16 protein-coding genes and 1 tRNA gene are annotated in these 21,565 nt (G+C 73.5%); 6 read left to right on the top strand and 11 right to left on the bottom strand.

Annotation, left to right across the window (positions count from 1 at the left end; all coding sequences use genetic code 11):
- Positions 1 to 12 precede the first annotated feature (12 nt).
- From EL245_RS12715 to EL245_RS12695, 5 genes are all read right to left on the bottom strand, one after another.
- Entirely contained in the window at positions 13 to 408 is a 396-nt protein-coding gene (locus EL245_RS12715; protein WP_126383673.1) for an MmcQ/YjbR family DNA-binding protein, read from the bottom strand.
- 43 nt (positions 409 to 451) lie between these two features.
- Entirely contained in the window at positions 452 to 1,315 is an 864-nt protein-coding gene (locus EL245_RS12710; protein ID WP_126383671.1) for a phosphorylase family protein, read from the bottom strand.
- The gene (locus EL245_RS12705) at positions 1,312 to 2,772 is read right to left on the bottom strand and encodes a purine-cytosine permease family protein (protein ID WP_126383669.1); all 1,461 of its coding nucleotides are present in this window, start codon (positions 2,770 to 2,772) and stop codon (positions 1,312 to 1,314) included. Before EL245_RS12705 ends, EL245_RS12710 begins: the two co-directional genes overlap by 4 nt.
- A 139-nt stretch (positions 2,773 to 2,911) precedes the next feature.
- Positions 2,912 to 2,985 (bottom strand) — tRNA-Met (locus EL245_RS12700).
- Positions 2,986 to 3,207: 222 nt separating this feature from the next.
- Entirely contained in the window at positions 3,208 to 6,201 is a 2,994-nt protein-coding gene (locus EL245_RS12695; protein WP_232009963.1) for a UPF0182 family membrane protein, read from the bottom strand.
- Positions 6,202 to 7,078: 877 nt separating this feature from the next.
- Here EL245_RS12695 and EL245_RS12690 point away from each other — a divergent pair.
- Positions 7,079 to 7,690, top strand: coding sequence for a PPA1309 family protein (locus EL245_RS12690; RefSeq protein WP_232009783.1), 612 nt, complete (start codon positions 7,079 to 7,081; stop codon positions 7,688 to 7,690).
- Positions 7,691 to 7,735: 45 nt separating this feature from the next.
- On the opposite strand, the gene EL245_RS12685 is transcribed toward EL245_RS12690, so the two are convergent.
- Positions 7,736 to 9,169, bottom strand: a complete 1,434-nt coding sequence (locus tag EL245_RS12685) for a zinc-dependent metalloprotease (RefSeq protein ID WP_126383665.1) — start codon at positions 9,167 to 9,169, stop codon at positions 7,736 to 7,738.
- A gap of 190 nt (positions 9,170 to 9,359) precedes the next feature.
- Here EL245_RS12685 and EL245_RS12680 point away from each other — a divergent pair, with 190 nt between their 5' ends.
- Both EL245_RS12680 and EL245_RS12675 read left to right on the top strand, forming a co-directional pair.
- Positions 9,360 to 10,526, top strand: coding sequence for a YlbL family protein (locus tag EL245_RS12680; protein WP_232009782.1), 1,167 nt, complete (start codon positions 9,360 to 9,362; stop codon positions 10,524 to 10,526).
- A gap of 145 nt (positions 10,527 to 10,671) precedes the next feature.
- A complete protein-coding gene (locus tag EL245_RS12675) occupies positions 10,672 to 11,631 on the top strand; it encodes a thiamine biosynthesis protein ThiF (protein WP_126383661.1) in 960 nt (319 codons plus the stop codon).
- A gap of 29 nt (positions 11,632 to 11,660) precedes the next feature.
- Here EL245_RS12675 and EL245_RS12670 read toward each other — a convergent pair whose 3' ends face one another.
- Both EL245_RS12670 and nudC read right to left on the bottom strand, forming a co-directional pair.
- Entirely contained in the window at positions 11,661 to 13,766 is a 2,106-nt protein-coding gene (locus EL245_RS12670; RefSeq protein WP_126383660.1) for an ATP-dependent helicase, read from the bottom strand.
- A gap of 68 nt (positions 13,767 to 13,834) precedes the next feature.
- On the bottom strand, positions 13,835 to 14,950 hold the full coding sequence (gene nudC / locus EL245_RS12665; protein ID WP_126383658.1) for an NAD(+) diphosphatase: 1,116 nt from the start codon (positions 14,948 to 14,950) through the stop codon (positions 13,835 to 13,837).
- A 129-nt stretch (positions 14,951 to 15,079) separates the two neighbouring features.
- Here nudC and EL245_RS12660 point away from each other — a divergent pair, with 129 nt between their 5' ends.
- Together EL245_RS12660 and mnmA are read left to right on the top strand one after the other, a co-directional pair.
- The gene (locus tag EL245_RS12660) at positions 15,080 to 16,330 is read left to right on the top strand and encodes a cysteine desulfurase family protein (RefSeq protein ID WP_269471393.1); all 1,251 of its coding nucleotides are present in this window, start codon (positions 15,080 to 15,082) and stop codon (positions 16,328 to 16,330) included.
- A gap of 76 nt (positions 16,331 to 16,406) precedes the next feature.
- Positions 16,407 to 17,534: a tRNA 2-thiouridine(34) synthase MnmA gene (gene mnmA, locus EL245_RS12655; RefSeq protein ID WP_126383656.1), complete on the top strand. Its 1,128-nt coding sequence runs from the start codon at positions 16,407 to 16,409 to the stop codon at positions 17,532 to 17,534.
- A gap of 19 nt (positions 17,535 to 17,553) precedes the next feature.
- Here the strand turns inward: mnmA and EL245_RS12650 are convergent, their stop codons facing one another.
- From EL245_RS12650 to EL245_RS12640, 3 genes are read right to left on the bottom strand one after another with little or no spacing between them, the layout of a single operon-like run.
- Positions 17,554 to 18,375 carry a hypothetical protein gene (locus EL245_RS12650; protein WP_126383654.1) on the bottom strand — a complete coding sequence of 274 codons (822 nt, stop codon included), beginning with the start codon at positions 18,373 to 18,375 and terminating at the stop codon, positions 17,554 to 17,556.
- Positions 18,375 to 19,130 (bottom strand): ABC transporter ATP-binding protein, encoded by a 756-nt coding sequence (locus EL245_RS12645; RefSeq protein WP_164719484.1) that lies wholly within the window; start codon positions 19,128 to 19,130, stop codon positions 18,375 to 18,377. Before EL245_RS12645 ends, EL245_RS12650 begins: the two co-directional genes overlap by 1 nt.
- Before the next feature lie 14 nt (positions 19,131 to 19,144).
- Positions 19,145 to 19,528, bottom strand: a complete 384-nt coding sequence (locus tag EL245_RS12640; protein ID WP_126383650.1) for a GntR family transcriptional regulator — start codon at positions 19,526 to 19,528, stop codon at positions 19,145 to 19,147.
- A gap of 179 nt (positions 19,529 to 19,707) precedes the next feature.
- On the opposite strand from EL245_RS12640, the gene EL245_RS12635 reads away from it, so the two are divergent.
- The gene (locus tag EL245_RS12635; RefSeq protein WP_126383648.1) at positions 19,708 to 21,510 is read left to right on the top strand and encodes a hypothetical protein; all 1,803 of its coding nucleotides are present in this window, start codon (positions 19,708 to 19,710) and stop codon (positions 21,508 to 21,510) included.
- The last annotated feature ends 55 nt before the right edge of the window (positions 21,511 to 21,565 follow it).

Here is a 21,565-nt window from a genome sequence, read left to right as displayed (position 1 = left end):
ACGGGACCGAGCTCAGCCTGCGAGCCCGGCCGCCTCGGCGTAGGCGGCCGGGTCCACCGGACGCCTGGCACGCGGCAGCCCTTCGACGACGAGGAGGTAGGAGATGGTGAGGACCTCACGCACGAGCCCGGGGCTGATGCTCTCCCCGGGCGTCAGAGTCACCCAGTGGCGCTTGTTCATGTGGTACCCGGGGGCAATGTCCGCGTACTGACGTCGCAGGGCCTCACCGTCCTCGGGGTCGGCCTTGACGGTGAGCATCTGGGGACCGGCGCTGCGGGTGAGCAGGGCGAACACCTTGCCTCGCACCTTGTAGACGTCCCAGTCCGGGCCGAAAGGACGCGTCAGCTCGCTGCCAGGAAGCTCCTGAGCAACTGAGTGGGCTGTCTCCCGCAGGTCGTCACCGTTCATGGCAGTGATCATGGCAGGACTGACGGCGGGTGCCGCGCCGACCTCACAGAGTGTCGAGCACCGCCTCGACGGCGTCGGCCAGGACGGCGTGCGCGGCAGCGGCGAGGCGGACGACCTCGCCGGGGTCGGTCTGGCTGTCGGCGAAGGACAGGTCGCTCACCACCGACAGCCCGCAGACCCGCACTCCCAGCTGGTGCAGGGCGATCGCCTCAAGCACGGTGGACATGCCGACGCAGTCGACCCCCAGGCCGGCGAGCATCCGGGTCTCGGCCGTCGTCTGGTACTCCGGACCTCGGAGCATCGCGTAGGTGCCGCGGCGTGCGGTGGGCCCCGCCAGCGCCTCGACGAGCTCGGCGTCCCACGTGCCGCGCAGGTCAGTGAAGACCGTCCCGTCGAAGGGTGAGGCTCCCGAGAGGTTGACGTGGTCGGTGACGGTCATGACCTCGCCGATCGCCCAGTCGCGCAGGCAGCCGCTGGCGTTGACCAGGGCGGCGGCGCGGACGCCGGCGGCCGCCGCGGCACGAGCCAGGGCGACGACCGGTCCCGGGCCGTGCCCCTCGTAGAGGTGGGTGCGCCCGTAGGCGACGAGCACGCCGAGCTCGCGGCCCGCGGCGCCCACGGCGCGGCGGTAGGAGGCCAGGAGGTCGCGGTGCCCCGGGGCCACCGGGGCCAGGACCCCAGGAAGGTCCGACAGCGGGAAGGACGTCTGCGGCTCACCCCAGCCCTCGAGCGCGCTGTGCGCCCCGGATCCCAGGACGACGAGCAGGTCGTGCCGGGCGGTACCGGTGCGCCGGGCGATCTGGTGGGCGGCCTCGAGGGCGGGGCCGGGACCGGCTGAGCCTGCGGACTCGGTGAGCGCAGCCAGCAGGGCCGGGGAGATGCCGTCGGGCACCGGCAGGCCGGTCACGCGCGCCCCTCCTGCACCGCCACGCGCCGACGCCCCAGGAGCAGGTGCCCCAGGAGCCCCACGAGCAGGGAGACGAGCACGCCGAGGTTGGCCCACGCCCACGTGCCCTCGCGCCCGCCCAGCGGGCCGAGGAGGTAACCCTGCCAGGCCAGCCACGAGGCCGAGGAGTTGACGACGAGGCCCCATCCCAGGAGCGATCCGAGGACGACGAGCACGACCGCCTCCCAGTTGACCGAGCCGTACACGCCGTCGGGGGTGAACAGGGCGGGCTCGTCGTAGTCGCGCTGACGCAGGAGGACCTCGGCGATCATGACTCCTGCCCAGGCGGCGATGACCACCCCCAGGGTGGTGAGGAAGCCCATGAAGGGGGTGAGGAAGTCGTGGGCGAGGAAGACCACCGCGATCGTGCCCACGGTCATGATGGTGGCGTCCACCGCCGTGGCGACGTGCCTCTTGACGGGCAGGCCCGTGGCCAGGAGGGACAGGCCCGAGGAGTACAGGTCCATGATGATGCCCCCGACGATCCCCAGGATGGCCACGAGGGCGAAGGGGACGAGGAACCAGGTCGGCAGCACCGTCGTGAGCGCCCCGATGGGGTCGGCGTCGATGGCCGCGCCCAGGCTGGCGTCCGAGCCCACGAGCAGCAGGCCGGCCACGACGAGGACGACGACGGGAAGCGCCGACCCGGCGGTCGTCCAGACGATGACGCCGGCGGTTGAGGCGCTGCGCGGAAGGTACCGGGAGTAGTCGGCGGCGGCGTTGACCCAGCCCAGCCCAAAGCCGGTGGCGATCATGACGAGCGCGCCGATGAAGGAGGCGGCGTCTCCCGGGGGCAGGGCGGTCACAGCCCCCCAGTCGACCGAGGGCAGGACGAGGACGAGGTAGACGACCGTGAGGATCGCGGTGGCCCAGGTGATCCAGGTCTGGACCCTCATGATGGCCTCGAAGCCCAGGATCCCGGCCGAGGCGGCCAGCGTGACGGTCAGCACGAAGCCGACCACCTGCGCGCCGACCTCGTTGTCCCATCCCAGGGCGGTCAGGACCGTGGCCGAGGCGAGCGTGGCCAGCACGCACAGGACGGTCTCCCACCCCACGGTCAGGATCCACGAGATCGCCGCGCTCAGGCGGTTGCCGTTGTACCCGAAGGCGGCCCGTGACAGTGCCAGGGTGGGGGCCGAGCCGCGCTTGCCCAGGACCGCGATGACACCGCACAGCCCGAAGGAGGCGACGACGCCGATGACCGAGGCGGCCACCGCCTGGACGAAGGACAGGCCGAAGCCGAGCACCCACGAGCCCCAGGACAGGCCGAGCACCGAGATGTTGGCGGCGAACCAGGGCATGAACAGGTCGCGTGGACGACCCTTGCGCTCTGACTCGGCGATGACGTCCAGGCCCGCGTTCTCGATGCGCGTGGCCGCCCCGGCAGGGGTCGTGACGGGTGTCTCGACGGCGGACATCGGTGTCCTCCTGTTCGGTGAAAGCGGGCTGGAGGACAGCCTATTCCCGTCGGCCGAACACGAACAGGCGTGCCGGTCCCGGACGTGCCGGGCACGCGGAAGGCCCCGGCACCTGCTGGTGCCGGGGCCTCCGGTCTCGTAGCGGGGACAGGATTCGAACCTGCGACCTCCGGGTTATGAGCCCGGCGAGCTACCGAACTGCTCCACCCCGCGTCGGCGAGGACAACACTAGCCCTGCTCACCGCCGCCCTCAAGCCGACCGAGCGTGCCCTTGCTCACCGGCGTGTGAGCCACGATGGGCGGACGTCTCACGGCTCACACGCCGCGGCTCGTCCGGGCAGGACCGGACCCGCCGAGGCCCCGAGGGACCGCCGGCCCCCCGGGGATCCCCGGGGGGCCGGCGCCAGGATCCGGGCCTCAGGCGCCTGGGCCGCCTCAGCCGCCCATGCGCTGCTGGGCGTCGACGGCGCGGCTCAGGGCGTCGTCGAGGCGGCTCTGGGCCTCCCCGTAAGCGGCCCAGTCGCCGTTCTTCATCGCCTCGTCGGCGTCGGCCCTGGCCTGCTGGGCATCGGCCAGGGCGGTGTCCAGGTCCGCCTTCGGATCGCCTGTGGCAGCCCCCGGGGTCGGGGCGGCCGTGGCCCCGGTCGTCGGGGCGGTCGCGCCAGAGGTCGGCGCCGTCGTGGGCTCCGGTGTCGCCGCCGCTGTGGCCTCGGCGGTGGCCTCGGCCGTCGCCGCCGCCTGCGCCTCGGGATCCGAGGTGTCGTTGGCCGCCCCGGCGTCACCGTCGACGACCTCCTCCCCGGTGGTCGCCCCGGACTGGCCCCCGAAGACCTGGTTGAGCGCCTCGGAGAGGGTGTCGGCGAAGCCGACCTGGTCACCGAAGGCGACAAGCACCTTGCGCAGCAAGGGGTACTGCGTGCCGGTCGAGCCCTGGACGTACACGGGCTGGACGTAGAGCAGCCCGCCGCCCACCGGGAGGGTCAGCAGATTGCCCTTGATGACCTCCGAGCCCTGCTGGCTGAGCAGGTTGAGGGTCTGGGACACCGTCGTGTTGGAGTCGAAGATGCCCTGGACCTGTCCCGGGCCGGGGACGTTGGAGGAGCGCGGCAGCTCAAGCAGCCGTATCTTGCCGTAGTTCGGGTTCCTCACCCCGGGCTCGCCGCTGGCCGTCTCGGAGTCCACGGCCAGGAAGCCGGTGAGCACGTTGCGGTCGGTGTTTCCGCCGATGATGTAGACGCTCGACAGGGAGAAGCTCGCCTGGTCCTGCCCGGGCATCTGCAAGGTGAGGTAGTACGGGGCCTGGGCCTCGTCACCGGGCTGGGTCGGGTCGTCGGGCACCTTCCAGAAGTCGCCGCCGGAGTAGAAGTCCTCCGGGTCGGTGACGTGGTACTTGGCCATGACCGTGCGCTGGACCTTGAACAGGTCCTCGGGGTAGCGCATGTGGGCCATGAGGTCGGCACTCATCTCGCTCATCGGGGTGACGGTCCCCGGGAAGACATCCTGCCAGGCGTTGAGGATCGGGTCCTGGTCGTCCCACTCGAAGAGGGTCACCTCGCCGTCGTAGGCGTCGACGACCGCCTTGACCGAGTTGCGCACGTAGTTCGACTCCTCCGGCGCCCCGAGGAGCGTCGCGCCGGTGGTCGCGTCGCTCATCGAGTCCTCGAGGGACTCGTGCTGGGCGTAGGGGTAGTTGTTCGTCGTCGTGTAGCCGTCGACGATCCACACGACGCGCTTGGGGGTGGACGGGTCGTCGTCGTCGTCGACCACGGCCGGGTAGGGGTTGCCGTCCAGGGTCAGCCACGGGGCGACCTTGGCGACGCGCTCGGCGGGGTTGCGGTCGTAGAGGATCTGGGACCCGTCCCGCACCTCTTGGGAGAACAGGATGTTCATCTCCTGGAACTTCAGGGCGTACATGAGCCGGTTCCACGGGTTGGACACGTCCGGGCCGCCGTCGCCGGCGAAGGTCGTGTTGACCTGGCCCGAGGGGGCCGAGTCATCGGGGTAGTCCAGCTCGCGGGGGGTACCGCCGTCGTCTCCCCCGACGATCGAGTAGGAAGGTGACGCCTGCCCGAAGTAGATCCGCGGCTCGTACTCGCCCAGGTCACCGCTGGAGGGGATGCCCCCCTCCCAGAAGGAGGGGAACCCGCCCGAGGCCACCGTGTTGCCGTAGGCGGTCACGACGCCGTAGCCGTGGGTGTACACGGTGTGGTCGTTGATCCAGGTCGACTGGGCGGTGCCGTCGAGGTTGAGCTCGCGCACCGCGATGACCGTGTCACGCGACTGCTGCTCGACCTGGTAGCGGTCGACGTTGAGCGAGGACGCGAAGGTGTAGTACTGCTTGTTCTGCTGGAGCTGACGGAAGGTCGGGGACACGACGTTGGGGTCGAGCAGGCGGATCGAGGTGGTCGACTCCGCGTCTGCCTGGAGCTGGCCCGCCTCGGTGTCGGTCTTGGCGTCGTAGGCGGTGGTCTCGACGCCGTCCAGGCCGTAGGCGGCCAGCGTCGCCTGGATGTTGCGGTCGATGTAGACCGCCTCCTCACGCTGGGCGTTGGGGTCGACGACGAACTTCTGGACGACGGCCGGGTAGGCGGTGCCGATGAGCAGCGCCGAGACGATCATGACCGCCACCCCGGTCACGGGCAGCTTCCACGAGCTCGACCGCAGGGAGACGAGGAACATCGCGGCCACGACCACCGAGATCGCAGCGAGGATCGCGTTGGCGGGCACGACGGCGTTGATGTCGGTGTAGCCCGCGCCGTCGAACTTCGTGTTGGAGGCGTAGAGCGCCGAGTAGCGACCCAGCCAGTACGCGATTCCCTGGAGCAGGGCGAAGCCCGCCAGGAAGACGGCCAGGTGGACCCGGGCGGCTCGGGTGAAGTGGGGTGCACGGGACACCGAGACCCCGCCGTAGAGGTAGTGCACGACGAGACTGGCCAGGCCCGCGAAGACGACGACGCGCGACAGGAAGGACACGACGACCTGGAGCACCGGGAGGATGAAGACGTAGAAGGACACGTCCAGCCCGAACTGGGGGTCCTTGATGCCGAAGGACTGGGCGTGGACCGCCAGGAGCACCGCCCTCCAGTGCGGGGCGAGCTCCCAGGCCGATCCCAGGACGCCCAGCAGTGCCGGAACCGCCCAGGTCAGGGTCCGGCGCAGCGGCTCCACCGCCGTGCGGTACCCCTCGAGGTTCCGGGCCGCCTCGTCCTGGGGCAGGCTGATCTCCCGCTTCCGGTACGCACCGGTCATCGCCGCGAGGATCGCCCCGAAGGCGACCAGGAAGCCGACGACGAACAGCACGCCCGCGGCGATCCACTGCGTCCAGATGACCCGGGAGTAACCGAGCTGGTCGAACCACAGGACCTCGGTCCACGTCTGGGACAGGAAGACAAGGACCGCACCCACGGCGAGGAGCACGCCGATGGTCATGGCCAGTGGACCCGGCCTCGAGCGCCCCTCCCCCGTGGTCGAGGCACCGCGGCCTCCGCCCCCGCCGGCCCCGCCGCGACCGGGTCGCTCGGCCCCTGCCTTGGAGGCCCGGGTCCCGAAGGGTGAGCGGGCGCCTCCCAGGCCGAACAGAGCCGCGGGGTCGAAGCCGCGCTGCGCCGAGCCGTCCTCGCCCGGCGACTGGCGCGCCCCGTGGGAGCCGGAGCCCTTCGCGCGCGGGTCGCGTGCCGCGGAGGAGGCGGAGGAACCCGAGCCCTGCGGGGCGGAGTCCGACCGGGAGGACGCACGCCCCTCGGAACCGGACCGCCCGGAGCCGCCCGACTCGGAGCGGGTACCGCCGGCACCGTGGCCGGCACCGTCTTCGTCGCCGGCACCGTGGCCTGCACCGTCGCGGGGGGCTGTGCCGAGGCTGTCGCTCTGGAAGAAGCCGCCGCGGACGCGGTCCTCCCGGCTGGGTCCCTGCGTTCCCCGCGGGGAGCGGGCGTCCTGGGACCCGGCGGAGGCGTCGGCGGCGCCCGCCGCACCACCGGAGTCATCGGGCTCGCCGGTCGGCTTGTCGGTGGGCCCGGTGGGCTCGGTGGGCCCGGTGGGCTCAGTGGGCTCGTCAGTGGGCTCGTCGTCGGGCCAGCTGCTCACAGTCACGCTCCGTGTCGCTCGGGCGTGCGCGCGGTGCGCGCACCGGGTCGCCGGCGCTCCGTGCGCCGATCGCCGCAATCGTCCCACAGGTCCCACCGGGCCCACAAAACCCTGTCGGCCGCCCGCACGGCCCCGTCCGGCCGGTCCCGGCTCGGACCCGGGGCTCTGGTGCCTGGCACCCTGGCGCCCCGGCGCCCCGGCGCCCTGGTGCGATGATGGGCCCATGACCGACCCGAGTACCCGTGACGACTTCCAGGTCCCGCCGGAGGCCGACCCCGCCGGCTCCCGGACGGCGTCCGGCGCCGGTGCCCCCGCCCTGGCCCGCGCCGTCGTCGAGATCGAGTCCCACGTCGCCCGCTCAGGGTGGGACGCCCCGGTGCGGGTCTTCGCCCTCGTGCGCACGGCCGACGCGCTGCGGGCCGACCCGGGGCTGGAGCGGTCGCTCACGCCGGAGGCACTGGCCGAGGCCCGTGCCGACCCCCACGCCCTGACGGCTGTCGAGCAGGAGGACCTGCCCGCCGCCTGCGATCTTGAGGACCTCCTCGGGCAGCTCGCCTGGCCGGAGACGGTCGACGGCGTCGCGCTGTCCGCCGAGCAGATCGTCGTGCCCGCCGACGCCCAGGAGGCGCCAGGCACGAGCGACCCTCACGAGCACCTGGCCCGTCTCGCAGGGCACCCGGACCGTCAGGACATGCGCCTCGTCGTCGGCGTGCTGCGCTCCGGGGAGTCCTGGTGCGCCGTGCGCTCACGGCGTCTCGACACCGCCGCGTCGGTCGTCACCGGCGCCGACCTCGTGCCCGGACTCATCGAGGCGCTGCGCGCCACCCTGATCTGAGACCAGGTCCCGACCGGCCTGCGCCGCAGCCGGTTCCGGGCACGCTCATTCCTCCTCGGTCTCCTCACCACCGTCGTCAGCCTCCTTGGCGCCGTCGGCGTACCCGAGCGTCCCGTCAAGGAGCGAGGCGAGATCGGCGTCGATCTGGGAGTCCATGTCCTGGGCGGCGCGGCGCAGGGTGAGGAAGTCCTCGGGCGCGGCCAGCTCGGCGGGGGCGGGCATGACGTCGGGGTGCTCCCAGAAGGCGTCGCGCCCCGCGTCGCCCAGCTCCGCCCCGAGCAGCTCCCACAGGCGCGCGGCCTCCCTGACCCGTCGGGGCCGGAACTCCATGCCGAGGAGCCGGGCGAAGACCTTCTCCGCCGGCCCGCCCTGGACCCGTTGACGTCGCACCATCTCCCGCAGGGCCATCGCCTGGGGAAGGTGCGGCGCGGTGGCGCGGGCGGTGATGACCTCCACCCACCCCTCGACGAGGGCGAGCAGCGTCTCGAGGGCCTCGAGGGCCTCGGTCTGCGCAGGGGTCTCCTGGGGGGCGAACATCCCGGACTCCAGCGCGGCGCGGAGCGCCTCGGGGTCGTTGGCGTCGACCTGGGCGACGGCCTCCTCCACCGCCTCGACGTCGATCGTGATGCCGCGGGCGTAGGCCTCGACGGCCCCCAGCAGCTGGCTGCGCAGCCATGGCACGTGGGCGTAGAGCCGGGCGGCTGCTGCCTCACGCACCGCCAGGAACATCCGCACCTGGTCGGTGTCGACCTCCAGGCCCTCGGCGAAGGCCTCGACGTTGGCCGGCACGAGGGAGGTGCCGGGATCCCGCGTGAGCGGCAGCCCGACGTCGGTGGCCCCCACCGACTGCGCCGCGAGCTCGCCGATGGCGTGGCCGACCTGCAGGCCGAAGGCCGTACCCGCCAGCGAGCGCATGACGTGCGACAGCGCCCCCACCTGGTCCTCGGCGGAGTCCTCGCCGACCACGACCTGCGGGGCCTCGCGCATCTGGCGCTCGAGGGCGCCGGCCAGGGCGGAGGTCGCCGCGTCCGCCACGGGGGCGCACACGTCCTTCCACACCGGCAGGGTCTGCTCGACCCAGTCCGATCGTGACCAGGCGGTGCGCTGCCCCGGTGCAGGCATGAGCTCGGTGGCGGTGTCGAGCCACAGGTCGGCCACCTGGAGGGCCTGGCGTGTCGCCTCGGCCTGTCCCGCGGTCACCGCGGGGTCGCCCCCCGAGCGCACCGTGCGCAGCGCGAGCTCCTGGCCCATCGTCCAGTTGGCGCCCTGGGAGGGGTCGAGCATCTGCCGCATCTGCGCCTGGAGGGCCATGAGCTGGCCGGGGCTGAGCGAGCCGAGGTCCTCCATCCCGGGCATCCGGGCGAGCTGGTCCGCCTCGAGGCCAGATGCCCGCAGGGCCGCGACGGCGTCGCGGGCGGTGTCGGGCCCGAACAGGGAGGCGAGCATCGCCTCGAGCTCGTCGAAGGGGTCCTCGCTCATCGCATTCCTCTCAGTCCTGCCGATGTCCTGTCGATCGTGCGTCTGGCGGCACGGAGCCGCCTGCGGTGCCAACACCGCGATACTCCCACCCATTCCTGAGCGGGGGCCATGAGGGACCTGCGCCCGGGGCGTGTCGCGTCGCACCAGCGGGCTCCCAGCGGTCGGCCCGCTCACGGGCCATCATGGTGGCGTGACTGAGCACGGCATCTCACCCGACCACCTCTCCGGCGGATCGAGCGGCGGGCGACGGCCCAGGCCGCGCGCCCTCATCCTGGCGGTAGTCGGCGCCATAGCGGCTGTCGGGCTCGTCGTGGCGGGTGCGACGGTGCCGATCAACAAGGTGATCGAGGCTCCCGGGCCGACCTGGAACGTCCTGTCCCAGACCCCTGAGGGCCAGGAGGTCCTCACCGTCTCTGGAGCGGAGTCCTACCCGGCGGGTGGGGCCCTGCGCATGACGACCGTGTCGGTCTCGGGCTGCCCCGGGCACCCGGTCACCTTCTTCATGCTCGTGGACGCCTGGCTCGACGACGACAAGGCGGTCCTGGACCGTGACGAGGTCTGCCCCGACTCGCTGAGCCAGGAGGAGGTCGAGCAGGAGGGCCAGGCCCAGATGACCAGCTCCCAGGACGCCGCGGTGGTCGCCGCGCTCATGGAGTCCGGGCTGGCCACGCGGATGGTCCTCACCGTCGCCGGCGTCTCCCAGGAGCAGACCTCGACGTCGCTGGCCGAGGGGGACGTCCTGGAGTCGATCACTCCCGAGGGGGGAACGACGACGACGATCACGACCTACACCGAGCTGCGTGAGCTCCTCACGACCATCCCGGCGGGGACGCCGGTCACCCTCGGCGTGACCCGCGACGGGCATGCCGTTGACGTCGGGCTGACGACGCTGGCGCCCCAGGACCAGGACGGTGACGGGCAGGCCGACTCCGAGGGCTCCCTGCTGGGCGTCTACCTGTCGGCCAGCGCCGACTCCGACATCGATGCCGAGGTCGCCCTGTCCGACGTCGGCGGCCCGAGCGCCGGGATGATGTTCGCCCTGGGGATCATCGACGAGCTCACCCCCGGCGACATGACCGGCGGGCAGGACATCGCGGGCACCGGTTCGATCTCCTTCGACGGCCAGGTCGGGGCCATCGGCGGGATCCGGCAGAAGATGGCCGGTGCGGCCGAGGCCGGCAGCGACTACTTCCTGGCCCCGGCCTCCAACTGCGCGGAGGTCGAGGGCCACGTCCCCGAGGGCATGACGGTGGCCGCGGTGTCCACCCTGGACGAGGCGGTCACCGCCGTCGAGGCGATCGCCTCGGGAGACACCCAGGCCCTGACGACCTGCGAGTCGGTGCTGGCCGCCGACTGACTCGTGCGGCCGGAGGGGCTCAGGCACCCTCGGACCGGAGTTTTCCACAGGCTCGGTGCTCCCGTGGCGCGGGCCTGCGCGGCCGTGCCACGCTCGTCTCAGCGCCCGCACCCTGTCTCCCGCGGGCGTCGCCGAAGGAGAAGCGATGCGCATCCGTGGACAGTCACCGGTCCTGTGGCGCGCCCCCGGGCAGACTCAGGTCGGCGCCGAGCCGGGGCACGCCGTCGTCCTCGAGGGGCTCAGCCCCGCCGAGCAGCGTCTCCTTGACCACCTGCCCGCCGTCATCAGCGCGGAGGACGTCTACCGCACCGCCCGGTGGACCAAGGTGCCCATGTCGCGGGCTCGCGAGGTGCTGGGCCTGCTGCGCGAGGCGGGTGCGCTCGCGGAGGACGACGCGGCCCCCTCCAGCGCCGACGAGATCTACTGGGACCGGCTGACCCCTCGCGCACGTGAGCGCACGACCCTCCTGCGCTCCGGGGTCGTGGCGGTCCTGGGGGCGGGGTGGCTGGCGCAGGCGATCATCGGCCTGCTCGCGGAGGCGGGGGTCGGCACCATCCTGCCCGACGACGAGGACCTGGAGCTGTGGACGTCGCGGGTCGCGCCCAAGGTGTCCACCCGCGCCCCCCTGGGATGCCGGCCCGACCTCGTGGTGAGCGTCGAGGGTCATGTCGTCGACCCGGTGCGAGCCCGTGAGCTCGACCGGGCCGACCTCGTCCACCTGCCGGTGCTCGCTCGCGACGTGAGCGTGCGGGTCGGCCCGCTCCTGGTGCCCGGGCGCGGCGCCTGCTCGACCTGCCTGGGCCTGTGGGACCGGGACGCCGACCCCTGCTGGCCCGCCGTGGCCACCCAGCTGCGCCTGCTCGGTGCGCCGGTGCTCGAGCGGCTGCTCATCCACCAGGCGGCAGCGCTGGCCGCCCGCGGCGCCACGGACGTGGTGGTGGGCGCCGAGGAGGCGTGGCTGGGACGCAGCATCGAGGTGAGCGCGGCCGACCCGCTCGGTGTGGAGCGGACCTGGCCTCCCCATCCTGAGTGCCTGTGCGGGCAGGTGCCCTCCTCCTGCTCGCCCTCGCCGACGGGGTCGGTGACCCGGGAGGCGATGGTCTGAGCCGCGCCGCCGGGCCGGGACGGCGGTGCTCAGGCGCCCTCGGAGTGCTCGCGCACAAGCCGCAGGACCTCGGCGCCGTACTCCTGGAGCTTGACGGCCCCCACGCCGCGGATGAGGGAGAGCTGGGGAAGGACGGTGGGCTTGACCGTGGCGATCGAGCGCAGCGTCGAGTCGGGGAAGACCGTGTAGGCCGGGCGGGAGGCCCGCGCGGCGACCTCCGCTCTCCAGGCGCGTAGGACCTCGAACAGGGCGAGGGTGGCGGGGTCGGCCTCGGCCTCGAAGTCCGCAGCGGCCTGCCTGGCCCGCTCCTTGGGGGTGCCGGTCGCCCCGCCCCGGCGCTGGGGACCGCCCCTCCCCTGGGCGGCCGGCCAGATCCCGTCGAGGAAGCGCGAGGGCCTGCGCGACGCCCTGCCCCCGGGGGCACGTGCGCGGGCGCAGGAGATGATGAGGTGCTCCCGTGCCCTGGTCACACCGACGTAGAGCAGCCTGCGCTCCTCCTCGACGGCGGCAGGCCCCTCGGCCAAGGAGATCGGCAGGAGCCCCTCGGCGGCCCCGATGAGCAGGACGGCGTCCCACTCCAGGCCCTTGGCGGCGTGCAGGGAGGACAGCGTCACCCCCGCGACCGTCGGGGCGTTCTGCGCCTCGGCCCGCTCGGTGAGCTCACCGACCAGGCCGTCGAGGTCGGCCCCGCGGCGCTCGGCGAGCTGGTCGGCGAGCTCGACGACGGCGTTGAGCGAGTCCCAGCGCTCGCGCACCGCACCGCGCTGGGCCGGGGGCTGGGGCGCCCAGCCCTCCCGGGACAGGACCATCCGCGTGTCCGCCCCGAGGTCCCCGCTCAGGTTGGCTCGTTCGGTGCGTGCCGCAGCACGCAGCAGCACCATGGCCCGCTTGACCTCCTCACGCTCGAAGAAACGCTCCCCTCCCCGCACGAGGTAGCCGATGCCCGCGTCGGCCAGCGCCTGCTCGACGACCTCGGACTGGGCGTTGGTCCGGTACAGCACCGCGATCTCGCTCACGGGCACGCCGCTGGCCATGAGGCGGCGCACCTGCTCGACCGCGCCGGCCGCCTCGGCGACGTCGTCGTCGTAGGTCTCGAAGCGCACCGCCGGCCCGCTGGGACGTTGGGCGACCAGCTCGACGGCTCCCGCGGGCAGGGCCAGGGCCCCTCCCCCGCGCCGCGAGCGCGACAGGACCCGGTTGGCCAGCGACACCACCTCGGGGGTGGAGCGGTAGTCGCGGCTGAGCCGCACGACGCGGGCGCCCTCGTAGCGCGAGGCGAAGCCGGTGAGGAACTCCGGGGTGGCTCCGGCGAAGGAGTAGATGGTCTGGGAGGCGTCGCCGACAACGCACAGCTGGCGTCTGTGGCCCAGCCACAGGTCGAGGAGCCGCTGCTGGAGCGGGGAGACGTCCTGGTACTCGTCGACGACGAAGTGCTTGTACTGCCCGCGCACCTGCGCGGCGACGTCCTCGCGGTCGAGCAGGATGCCCACCATGAGCAGCAGGACGTCCTCGAAGTCGATGACCCCGCGCTCGGTCTTGGCCTCCTCGTAGGCCGTCAGGACCCGGGCCACGGTGGCGGGCTCGAGGCCGCCGACGCCCTCGCGGCGCTGGGCGGCCGCGGCCTCGGCGTAGTCCTCGGGCAGGGTCATGGTCACCTTGGCCCACTCGACCTCAGCGGACAGGTCGCGGATGAGGGCGCGGTCGGTCGACAGGCCCAGGCGGTGGGCGGCGGTGCCGACGAGGCGTCCCTTGTACTTCTCGATATCCGGTCGACGCCCGCCGATGGCCGTGGGCCAGAAGTAGGTGAGCTGGCGCAGGGCCGCGGAGTGGAAGGTGCGGGCCTGGGCGCCGTGCACACCCAGGTCGCTCAGGCGCGAGCGCATCTCCCCCGCGGCACGGGCGGTGAAGGTGACCGCGAGCACCTGGGCCGGTTGGTAGGCGCCCACCGCCACCCCGTGGGCGATGCGGTAGGTGATGGCCCGGGTCTTGCCCGTGCCCGCGCCGGCCAGGACGCACAGCGCGCCCTCGAGGTGCTCGGCGACCTGCCGCTGGTCGGGGTCGAGGGCGTCGAGGAGCTCGGCGGCGCCGGGTGGGCCGGCGTGCCGGTGGACGGGTGTCGGGTCGTGCTCGCTCATCACGGCCCAGCCTGCCACGCCGGTGCGACGCGTCGGGCGGGGACCGGTGCGACGCGTCGGGCGGGGACTCAGGTCACCGAGCCTCCGAACCAGTCCTCGATGAGCATGCGGCCGATGGAGGTGGGACCGGGAAGGACGATCTCACCGACGCGCACGGCCTCGGCCAGCTCCGCGCGCCCCAGGAGCCTGGCGCCGGTCACCTCCTGCCCGTCGGCGCGGGGCGCGCCGCCTCCTGGGGAGAGACGGGCGCGGAAGGCCAGCATGAGGGAGCGGGGGAAGGGCCACGGCTGGCTGGCCACGAAGGCCAGCTCGGCGACCTCCAGGCCGGTCTCCTCGGAGACCTCGCGGGCAACGGCGGCCTCGATCGCCTCGCCGGCCTCGACGAAGCCGGCGACCACCGAGTAGCGGTGAGCCTCCCAGGCCGCGGCGTGGACCATGAGGAGCCGGTCGTCCTCGTCGGTGGCGGCGACGATGACCGCCGGATCGGTGCGGGGGAACTGGACGGTCTGGCAGCCCGAGCAGGCGCGGGCCCACCCGGCCTCGACCGGGCTGGTGTGGTGCCCGCAGGCCGGGCAGAAGCCGGCGCGCGCGTGCCAGGCGGCCAGGGCGGCTGCGGCCGTGGCCAGTCCCGCGTCGTGGGCGTCGAGGGCGCCACCGACCACCCTGAGCGGGGCCAGGGGATGGCGGTCAAGCAGCTGCGCGAGGGCGGGGTGGGCGCGGGCGGCCCCCTCGGCGTCGGTCGCCTCGGCGAGGTCGGAGGGGACGAGCACCGCCAGCCACGAGGGGCGCTCCTGGCCGTCACGCTCTGCCCTGCCACGTCCCAGGTAGCAGGTGCGCAGTCCGTCCAGGCCGAGGTCGGCGGTCGTGAGCGGCGCGAGACGCGGCCCGGCCTCGGGTCGTGCCTGCGGGGCGGAGGCCTCATCGCTGCCGAAGCCGTCCTCCGACGCGCCCGCGGGCGTGTGCCCCTCGAGGGCCACGCGCCCGCGGGCGTCGACCAGGACCAGGCGCGTGGCGGGGTCGGCGGCCAGCTCCTCGAGCAGACCGGGCTGCGCCCGGCGCGAGGCGTCCCGGTCGGTCGCCGAGCGCGCCAGGGAGCGGTCCCTCCACCCGACGTCGATGGTCGGCAGGGCAGGGGTGCCCGTCGTCGGCTGCCGGTGGGGAGCAGGATGCGCGTTATCGCTCATGGACCCAGCCTAGTACCGGCGATACCCGCCCCAGGGGCCCGCCTGTCCGCCGAACCGCCCGTCGCCCGCGGACGCCCCTGCCTCGACGCGCCCCTGCTTGAGGGAGCGTGGCGGACGTAGGCTGCGGGAGTGAGCAGCTCTGCGCGCATCTACCTCGACCACGCCGCAACCACGCCGATGCGCCCGGAGGTCGCCGAGCAGGTCCGGGATGACTTGGCCGACGGCCTCGCCGGGGCGGCCAACCCCGCCTCCCGGCACGCCTCGGGACGGCGGGCCGGGGCCCTGCTCGAGCAGGCCCGCTCCCGCCTGGCCGCTGCTCTTGACGTCGATCCGCACGAGGTGCTGTTCACCTCGGGGGGCACCGAGGCCGACTCCCTGGTCGTTGCGGGCCGGGTGCTGGCGGCCCGTGCTGCCGGCGTGCCCGCCCCGCGTCTCGTGACCTCTCCCGTCGAGCACCCCGCGGTCCTCGACTCGGCCCGGACCGCCGCCGAGCACCTGGGCGCCGAGCACGTCCTCGTCCCGGTCGACCCGTTGGGCCGCGTGCTCACCGAAGGTCTGGCCCGGGCGGTCTCCTCCGGGCCCGTCGCCCTGGTCAGCGTCATGACGGCCAACAACGAGACCGGCGTCGTCCAGGACGTGGCCGGGGTCGTGGCAACCGTGCGCGCCGCCAGCGACCAGGACTGTCCCGGGCGCAGCGGGTACGTTCCGGTCCACTCCGACGCCGTGGCCGCACTGGGCCGGGTCCCGGTCGACATGCACGGCTGGGGGCTGGACGCCCTCAGCCTGTCGGGACACAAGCTCGGCGCCCCGGTGGGGACGGGGGCGCTGGTCACCCGGCGCGACCTCGAGCTGGTCTGCCCCACCGGCGGCGGGCGTCAGGAGCGGGGACTGCGCTCGGGCACCCAGGACCTCGTCGGGGCGCGGGCCCTCGCGGCGGCCGTCGAGCTCGCGGTGGCCGAGCAGCGCGAGGAGGCGGCGCGGCTGGAGGCGCTGCGCCGCCGGGTCCTGGAGGGGACGAGGGCCTTGCCGGGCGTCCACCTCACGCTCCCGGACGAGGCCCCCCACCTTCCGGGCACCGCCCACCTGTGGTTCGAGGAGGTCTCGCCCGAGGCACTCCTCATGAGCCTGGACCTGGCGGGCATCGACGCATCGGCGGGATCGGCCTGCCACGCGGGCGTGAGCCGCCCCAGCCACGTCCTGCTGGCGATGGGCCACGGACACGAGGCGGCCCGCTCGACGCTGAGGGTGTCCATGGGCCTGCGCACCACCGTCGCCGACGTCGAGCGCCTGCTGGAGGTCCTACCCGGGGCGCTCGAGGCCGCCCGGCGCGCCCACACCCCGAGATCGGGACATCTGACACCCCGAGATCGGGACATCTGACACGTCCGGGCGCCGGTCGGTCCACCGGAGCGGGCACGGTAGTCTGCCGTGGTCGAGCCGGAAGCGAGGAGGAGACGTGCGCGTGCTGGCAGCCCTGTCCGGCGGGGTCGACTCCGCCGTGGCCGCCGCGCGCGCCGTCGAGGCAGGCCACGACGTCGTCGGCGTCCACATGGCCCTGTCGCGCACGCCCGCGGCCACCCGGGCGGGGGCACGGGGATGCTGCTCGATCGAGGACGCCTCCGACGCCCGCTGGGCGGCCGAGATCCTCGGGATCCCCTTCTACGTGTGGGACCTGTCCCAGGAGTTCACCGAGCGTGTCGTGGCCGACTTCCTGGCCGAGTACAGGGCCGGCCGTACCCCGAACCCCTGTGTGCGCTGCAACGAGAGGATCAAGTTCGACGCACTGCTCGAGCGCGCCCGGGCCCTGGGCTTCGACGCCGTGGCCACCGGCCACTACGCCCGCCTGCGCGGCGGGGCGGCCGCGGGACGGCCGGGCAGCACGCAGGGGCTCGAGCTGCGCCGGGCGGCCGACGGCGCCAAGGACCAGTCCTACGTCCTGGCGGTCTCGGGTGGCACGGGACTGAGCCGGGCGCTGTTCCCCCTGGGGGACGCCCCCTCCAAGAGCGCGGTCCGAGCGGAGGCCGAGCGCCGGGGCCTTCCAGTGGCCGACAAGCCGGACTCCTACGACATCTGCTTCGTGGCCGACGGCGACACGCGGGGCTTCCTCGCACGCAGCCTGGGCACCGAGCCCGGGACCATGGTCTCGCCCGAGGGTGAGGTCCTGGGCACCCATGAGGGCTACTTCGGCTTCACCGTGGGCCAGCGCAGGGGCCTGGGGCTGACCCGTCCCGCCCCCGACGGGCGCCCCCGCTACGTGCTCCAGACCCGCCCGGCCGCCAACGAGGTGGTCGTCGGGCCCGCCGAGCTGCTCAGTCGCTCGACGGTGGCAGGCGACGGGCTCGTGCTCCTGGCCGAGCCCGAGGAGCTCGGCGCGGCCCTGGGATGGCGGGGCGTGAGCGTCCAGGTCCGGGCGCACGGACGCGCGGTGGGGGCCGACGTCGTCATCGACCCCGAGGCCTCGACCCTGAGCGCCGAGCTGCACGAGCCGGTGCGCGGGATCGCGGCAGGCCAGTCGCTCGTCGTCTACGCCTCGGCGCCCCCGGGTGACGGTGACCAGGTCCTGGCCCAGGCCACGATCACCTGAGGACGCGGGGCGCAGGGGCTCAGCGCAGGCAGGTGTGCCTCTCGACGGCTCGCACCGCCCACCACGCCAGCCCGGCGGCCAGCAGCGGCCCGACGACGATGCTGCCGATGCCCACGACCGTCGGCTCCGCCCCGGTCCTCGTGGCCTCGAGGAAGTCCGGCCACATGAGGCGGCCGACCAGGTCCCCGGTCGTCACGTCCACGCTCAGGGGCACGAAGAGCGTGAAGACCAGCCCCAGGACCTGGGAGGCGACGTAGAGCAGGACGAAGCCCACCAGGGGCGCCCCGAAGCCGAGGTGGTTGAAGCGCCCCTGGGCTCCGATGCTCATGACGGCGGCGACCTCGATGATGAGGCAGATCATGCCCATCACCGTCGCGCCGAGGAACACGAGGGCCTTGCCCGTCCCGAAGGCCTCGATGCCGGAGAGCATCGGCTCCACCAGCGCGCCCAGCGTCGTGCCCGCGGTGTGGGCCAGGACGGTCGCCCAGGCCAGCAGGCCCAGGACGCTGAGCGCCACGAGCACGAGAGCGACCAGGACCGCGTAGGAGGTCTTGGCGGCCAGGTGCACACGTCCGCGCACCGGCACCACCATCGTGAGGTAGCCGCGCTGGCCGTACATGGACTGCCAGTACTCGACACCGACCTGACCCATGACGACCGCGGGAGCCGCGACAAGGGTGACGAAGGCGGCGACCTGCGCGAGGGCCGCCAGGACCCCGGCGTCGGCGAGCAGCCACCACAGCGCGAGGAAGCCGAGCATGATGACGGCGCACACTCCGAGCACCGCGGCGTTGCGGGGCGCCTGGGTGCGGATCTCCTGGACGAACAGCGTGCGCAGCATCAGCGGTACTCCTTCCGGAACAGGGCGTCCAGGCTCATGCCGTGAGCCTGGCGCAGGTCGTCGGCGTCCCCGGCCAGCAGGAGGGCGCCGTCCTTGATGAAGACGGCCGAGTCGATGACCGGCTCGACGTCGGAGATGAGGTGGGTGGACATGACGAGCAGGCAGGAGGGGTCGAAGTCCTCGACGATGCCGTCAAGGAGCACCTGCCTGGCTGCCGGGTCGACCCCGGAGATCGGCTCGTCGAGCAGGTACACCCGAGCGCGCCGGCTCATGGCCAGGGCCACGCGCAGCTTCTCCCCCATCCCCTTGCTCATCTCCTTGACGCAGCGGTCCGAGGGCAGGCCGAAGAACTCGATGAGCCGGGTGGCCTTGCCGGGGTCGAAGTCGGCGAAGAGCCTGGCGAACAGGGCGACGGCCCGACCCGTCGTGAGGTTGGGGGCGAGGAAGGAGGCGTCGGGCAGGAAGGACACGAGCTCCTTGGTCCGCGGCCCCGGGCGGTGGCCGGCGATGCTCACGGAGCCCTCGTAGTCCGCCAGGACCCCCGCCAGGATCTTGAGCAGGGTGGTCTTGCCGCAGCCGTTGGCGCCCATGAGGCCCACGACCCGGCCGGGCGGCAGGCTCAGGCTCAGCCCGGACAGCGCGGGGCGCCCACGATAGGTCTTGGTCAGGCTGTCGACGACGACGAGGGGCTCCCCGCCGTCGAGGGCCGGGATCTGCCCGGTCCGGGCCAGGGCGCCGGGTCCTGGTGGGGGCATGGTGGCGGTCGGGCTCATGAGGGTTCTCCTGGGTCGGTGGGTGCGGTCGGCCAGCGCTCGGCCAGGACGGACCGTGCCTGGTCGAGGTCCATGCCGAGCGGGGCGACCGCGGCGATGTAGGTGTCGGTCGCGTCGAGGGCGAGCTCACGACGGGCGGCCGCCAGGGCCGCCGGGTCGGCGGTCACGAAACGGCCCGCCGTCCTCTCGGCCGAGGTCAGGCCCGAGCGGTCGAGCTCGGCCAGCGCTCGCTGGACGGTGTTGGGGTTGACGCCGGCGTCGGAGGCGAGCTCGCGCACGCTGGGGATCCGCTGGCCTGCGGGCCACTGGCCCGAGACGATCCGCAGGCGGAAGTCGTCGACCAGCTGGATCCAGATCGGACGGGTGTCGTCGATCCGCATCACCCCTCCTCGGGTTGGTGGGACAGGTGCTCATGAGCGCAGCGGGACGGCCTCGTCAGACCATCTGTATTACTGCACTAATACAGTGACACAGTTGTCGGCTCCCGTCAAGCGTCGCGCGCCGGACGGGACCCTGCTCCCTCGTTCCGGCCACGCAGGCACAGACCGGGATGCATCAGGTGCCGACCGCGGCCGCCGCCTCCGGCCTCGACTGCCAGGTCTCCCAGGACGTCCTCGACTGCGGTGAGCTGCTGAGGGTCGACCTGGGCACCGGGGTCAACCAGGTGACCACCCCCGCAGCCTGGGAGGTCACCTCCCCGCAGCCCCAGGCCTCCCCTGCTGCGACGGCCGACCAGGGCCTGACGACCAACACGGGCGAGGGCACCGCCGAGGGCGCCTCACCGGCCACGACCCGCCCAACGGCACCTGCCGCTCAGGTGAGCGCCTCGGGGACGCCGGACCCCCGGGCCTCGTCCGCGACGACCGCACCGACGGCCCCCGCCACGGGGACGGGGGCCTGGACCCGCGTGACCGGATCCGCCACCACGGAGGTCCCGCTGGCCCTCGACGACGAGGGAGGACTCACTGTCGACGGCGAGGCGGTCTCGGGGCTGAGCCTTGGAGGCGAGCGGCCGGTGTGGGCGGCGCCGGTCGAGGTCCCACGGAGGCTGGCCGGGATGAGGCTGCCGGTGACGCGTGAGGTGTGGGTCGTCGGCGACGGCGAGCAGCTGGCCGTCGTGGACGGCCCGGAGACGCTGTGGGTGCGCGACCTGCCCGAGGGGACGGCCGATCTCACCGGTGCGACCGACTCGGCCCCGCCCGAGTGGCTCGTCGACTCCGGCGCCGTCGTGCTCGCCGAGCCCGAGGGGATCATCGCCCTCGACCCGGAGACGGGAACGACACTGTGGACGGTGACGACGCCCGTGACCTCGTGGGCGGCCTCGGACGGGACGATCGTCGTGGTCAGCGGGGCGACCGCGTCGGTGCTGTCCTTCGAGACGACGTCCCCGTCCTCCACGGCCCTGCCGACCTCCGGGCCGGACTCCGAGGAGGCGCTCGACCTCGAGGCGATCAGGAACGCCACCCTCGAGGTTCCCGAGCTGTGCATGCCCGCAGCCTCCCAGGAGGGCGGCGCCACCTTCGTCGACGGCGTCGCCTCGAGCACCGAGGCAGGAGTCGTGCCGGCCACCGCCACGATGAAGGAGGTCATCCCCGGGGTCTTCGACTCACGCCCCGTGGCCGTGGTCGTCATGTCCTGCTCGGGCGGGGGCAACACGGGCTTCGACGTGCTGGCCGTCTACAGCCAGGCCGACGGGCTCCTGGGCGAGCTCGACCTGGTCACCTCCGGCGACGTCGGGACAACCCCGAACCTGCTCATCGAGGAGGTCCACGCCGTGGGCGAGACCATCACGCTTACGGTGCCCTCGATCCAGGTGGCCGGCGACGACTCCTGCCAGGCCTGCGAGGGCAGCGCGAGCGCCACGGTGACGGCACGCTGGGACGGGGAGTCGCTGGGCATCGTCGACGTCGTCTACTCCCTGCCCTCGGGGTCCCTGCGGATCCCCGCGACCGAGGACGTCCAGGCCGCCTACGACGCCATCGCCTCGGGCGAGGCCGAGGAGGCGGAGCAGTACATGAGCCCCGAGCTCGCGGCCGAGCTCGACGTGACGCTCGGCGCCCAGGGCTCGACCGACACGGTGCGCAGCCTGCAGTTCCCCGAGGGGGGCTCGGTCGTGTCCTGCGCGCTGGCGGCACCGGGCCTCGACACGGGGACCTACTCGGCTCCCGGCGTCGAGTCGGGCACCGAGGCCCTCGACCCCGGCGCCGTCATCTGCCCGGTCACCTCGGATGACCCCGCCCTCCCGTGGCTCGCGCCCCAGCAGGACCAGTACGGCAACGACTCCTACCTGTCGTGGCTGATCCTGGAGGCCGATGAGTCCGGGGACTTCCGGGTCACGGGCTTCGGCCGGGCCTTCGGCTGACAGTGGTGCTGACAGTGGTGCGGGCGGGCCCTCCCGGGCCCGCCCGCACCACTGA

The organism is Actinomyces howellii (assembly GCF_900637165.1).
Lineage (GTDB): Bacteria > Actinomycetota > Actinomycetes > Actinomycetales > Actinomycetaceae > Actinomyces > Actinomyces howellii.
Note: the sequence above shows the minus strand (reverse complement) of the source record. Positions and strands in the feature narration are given on the sequence as shown.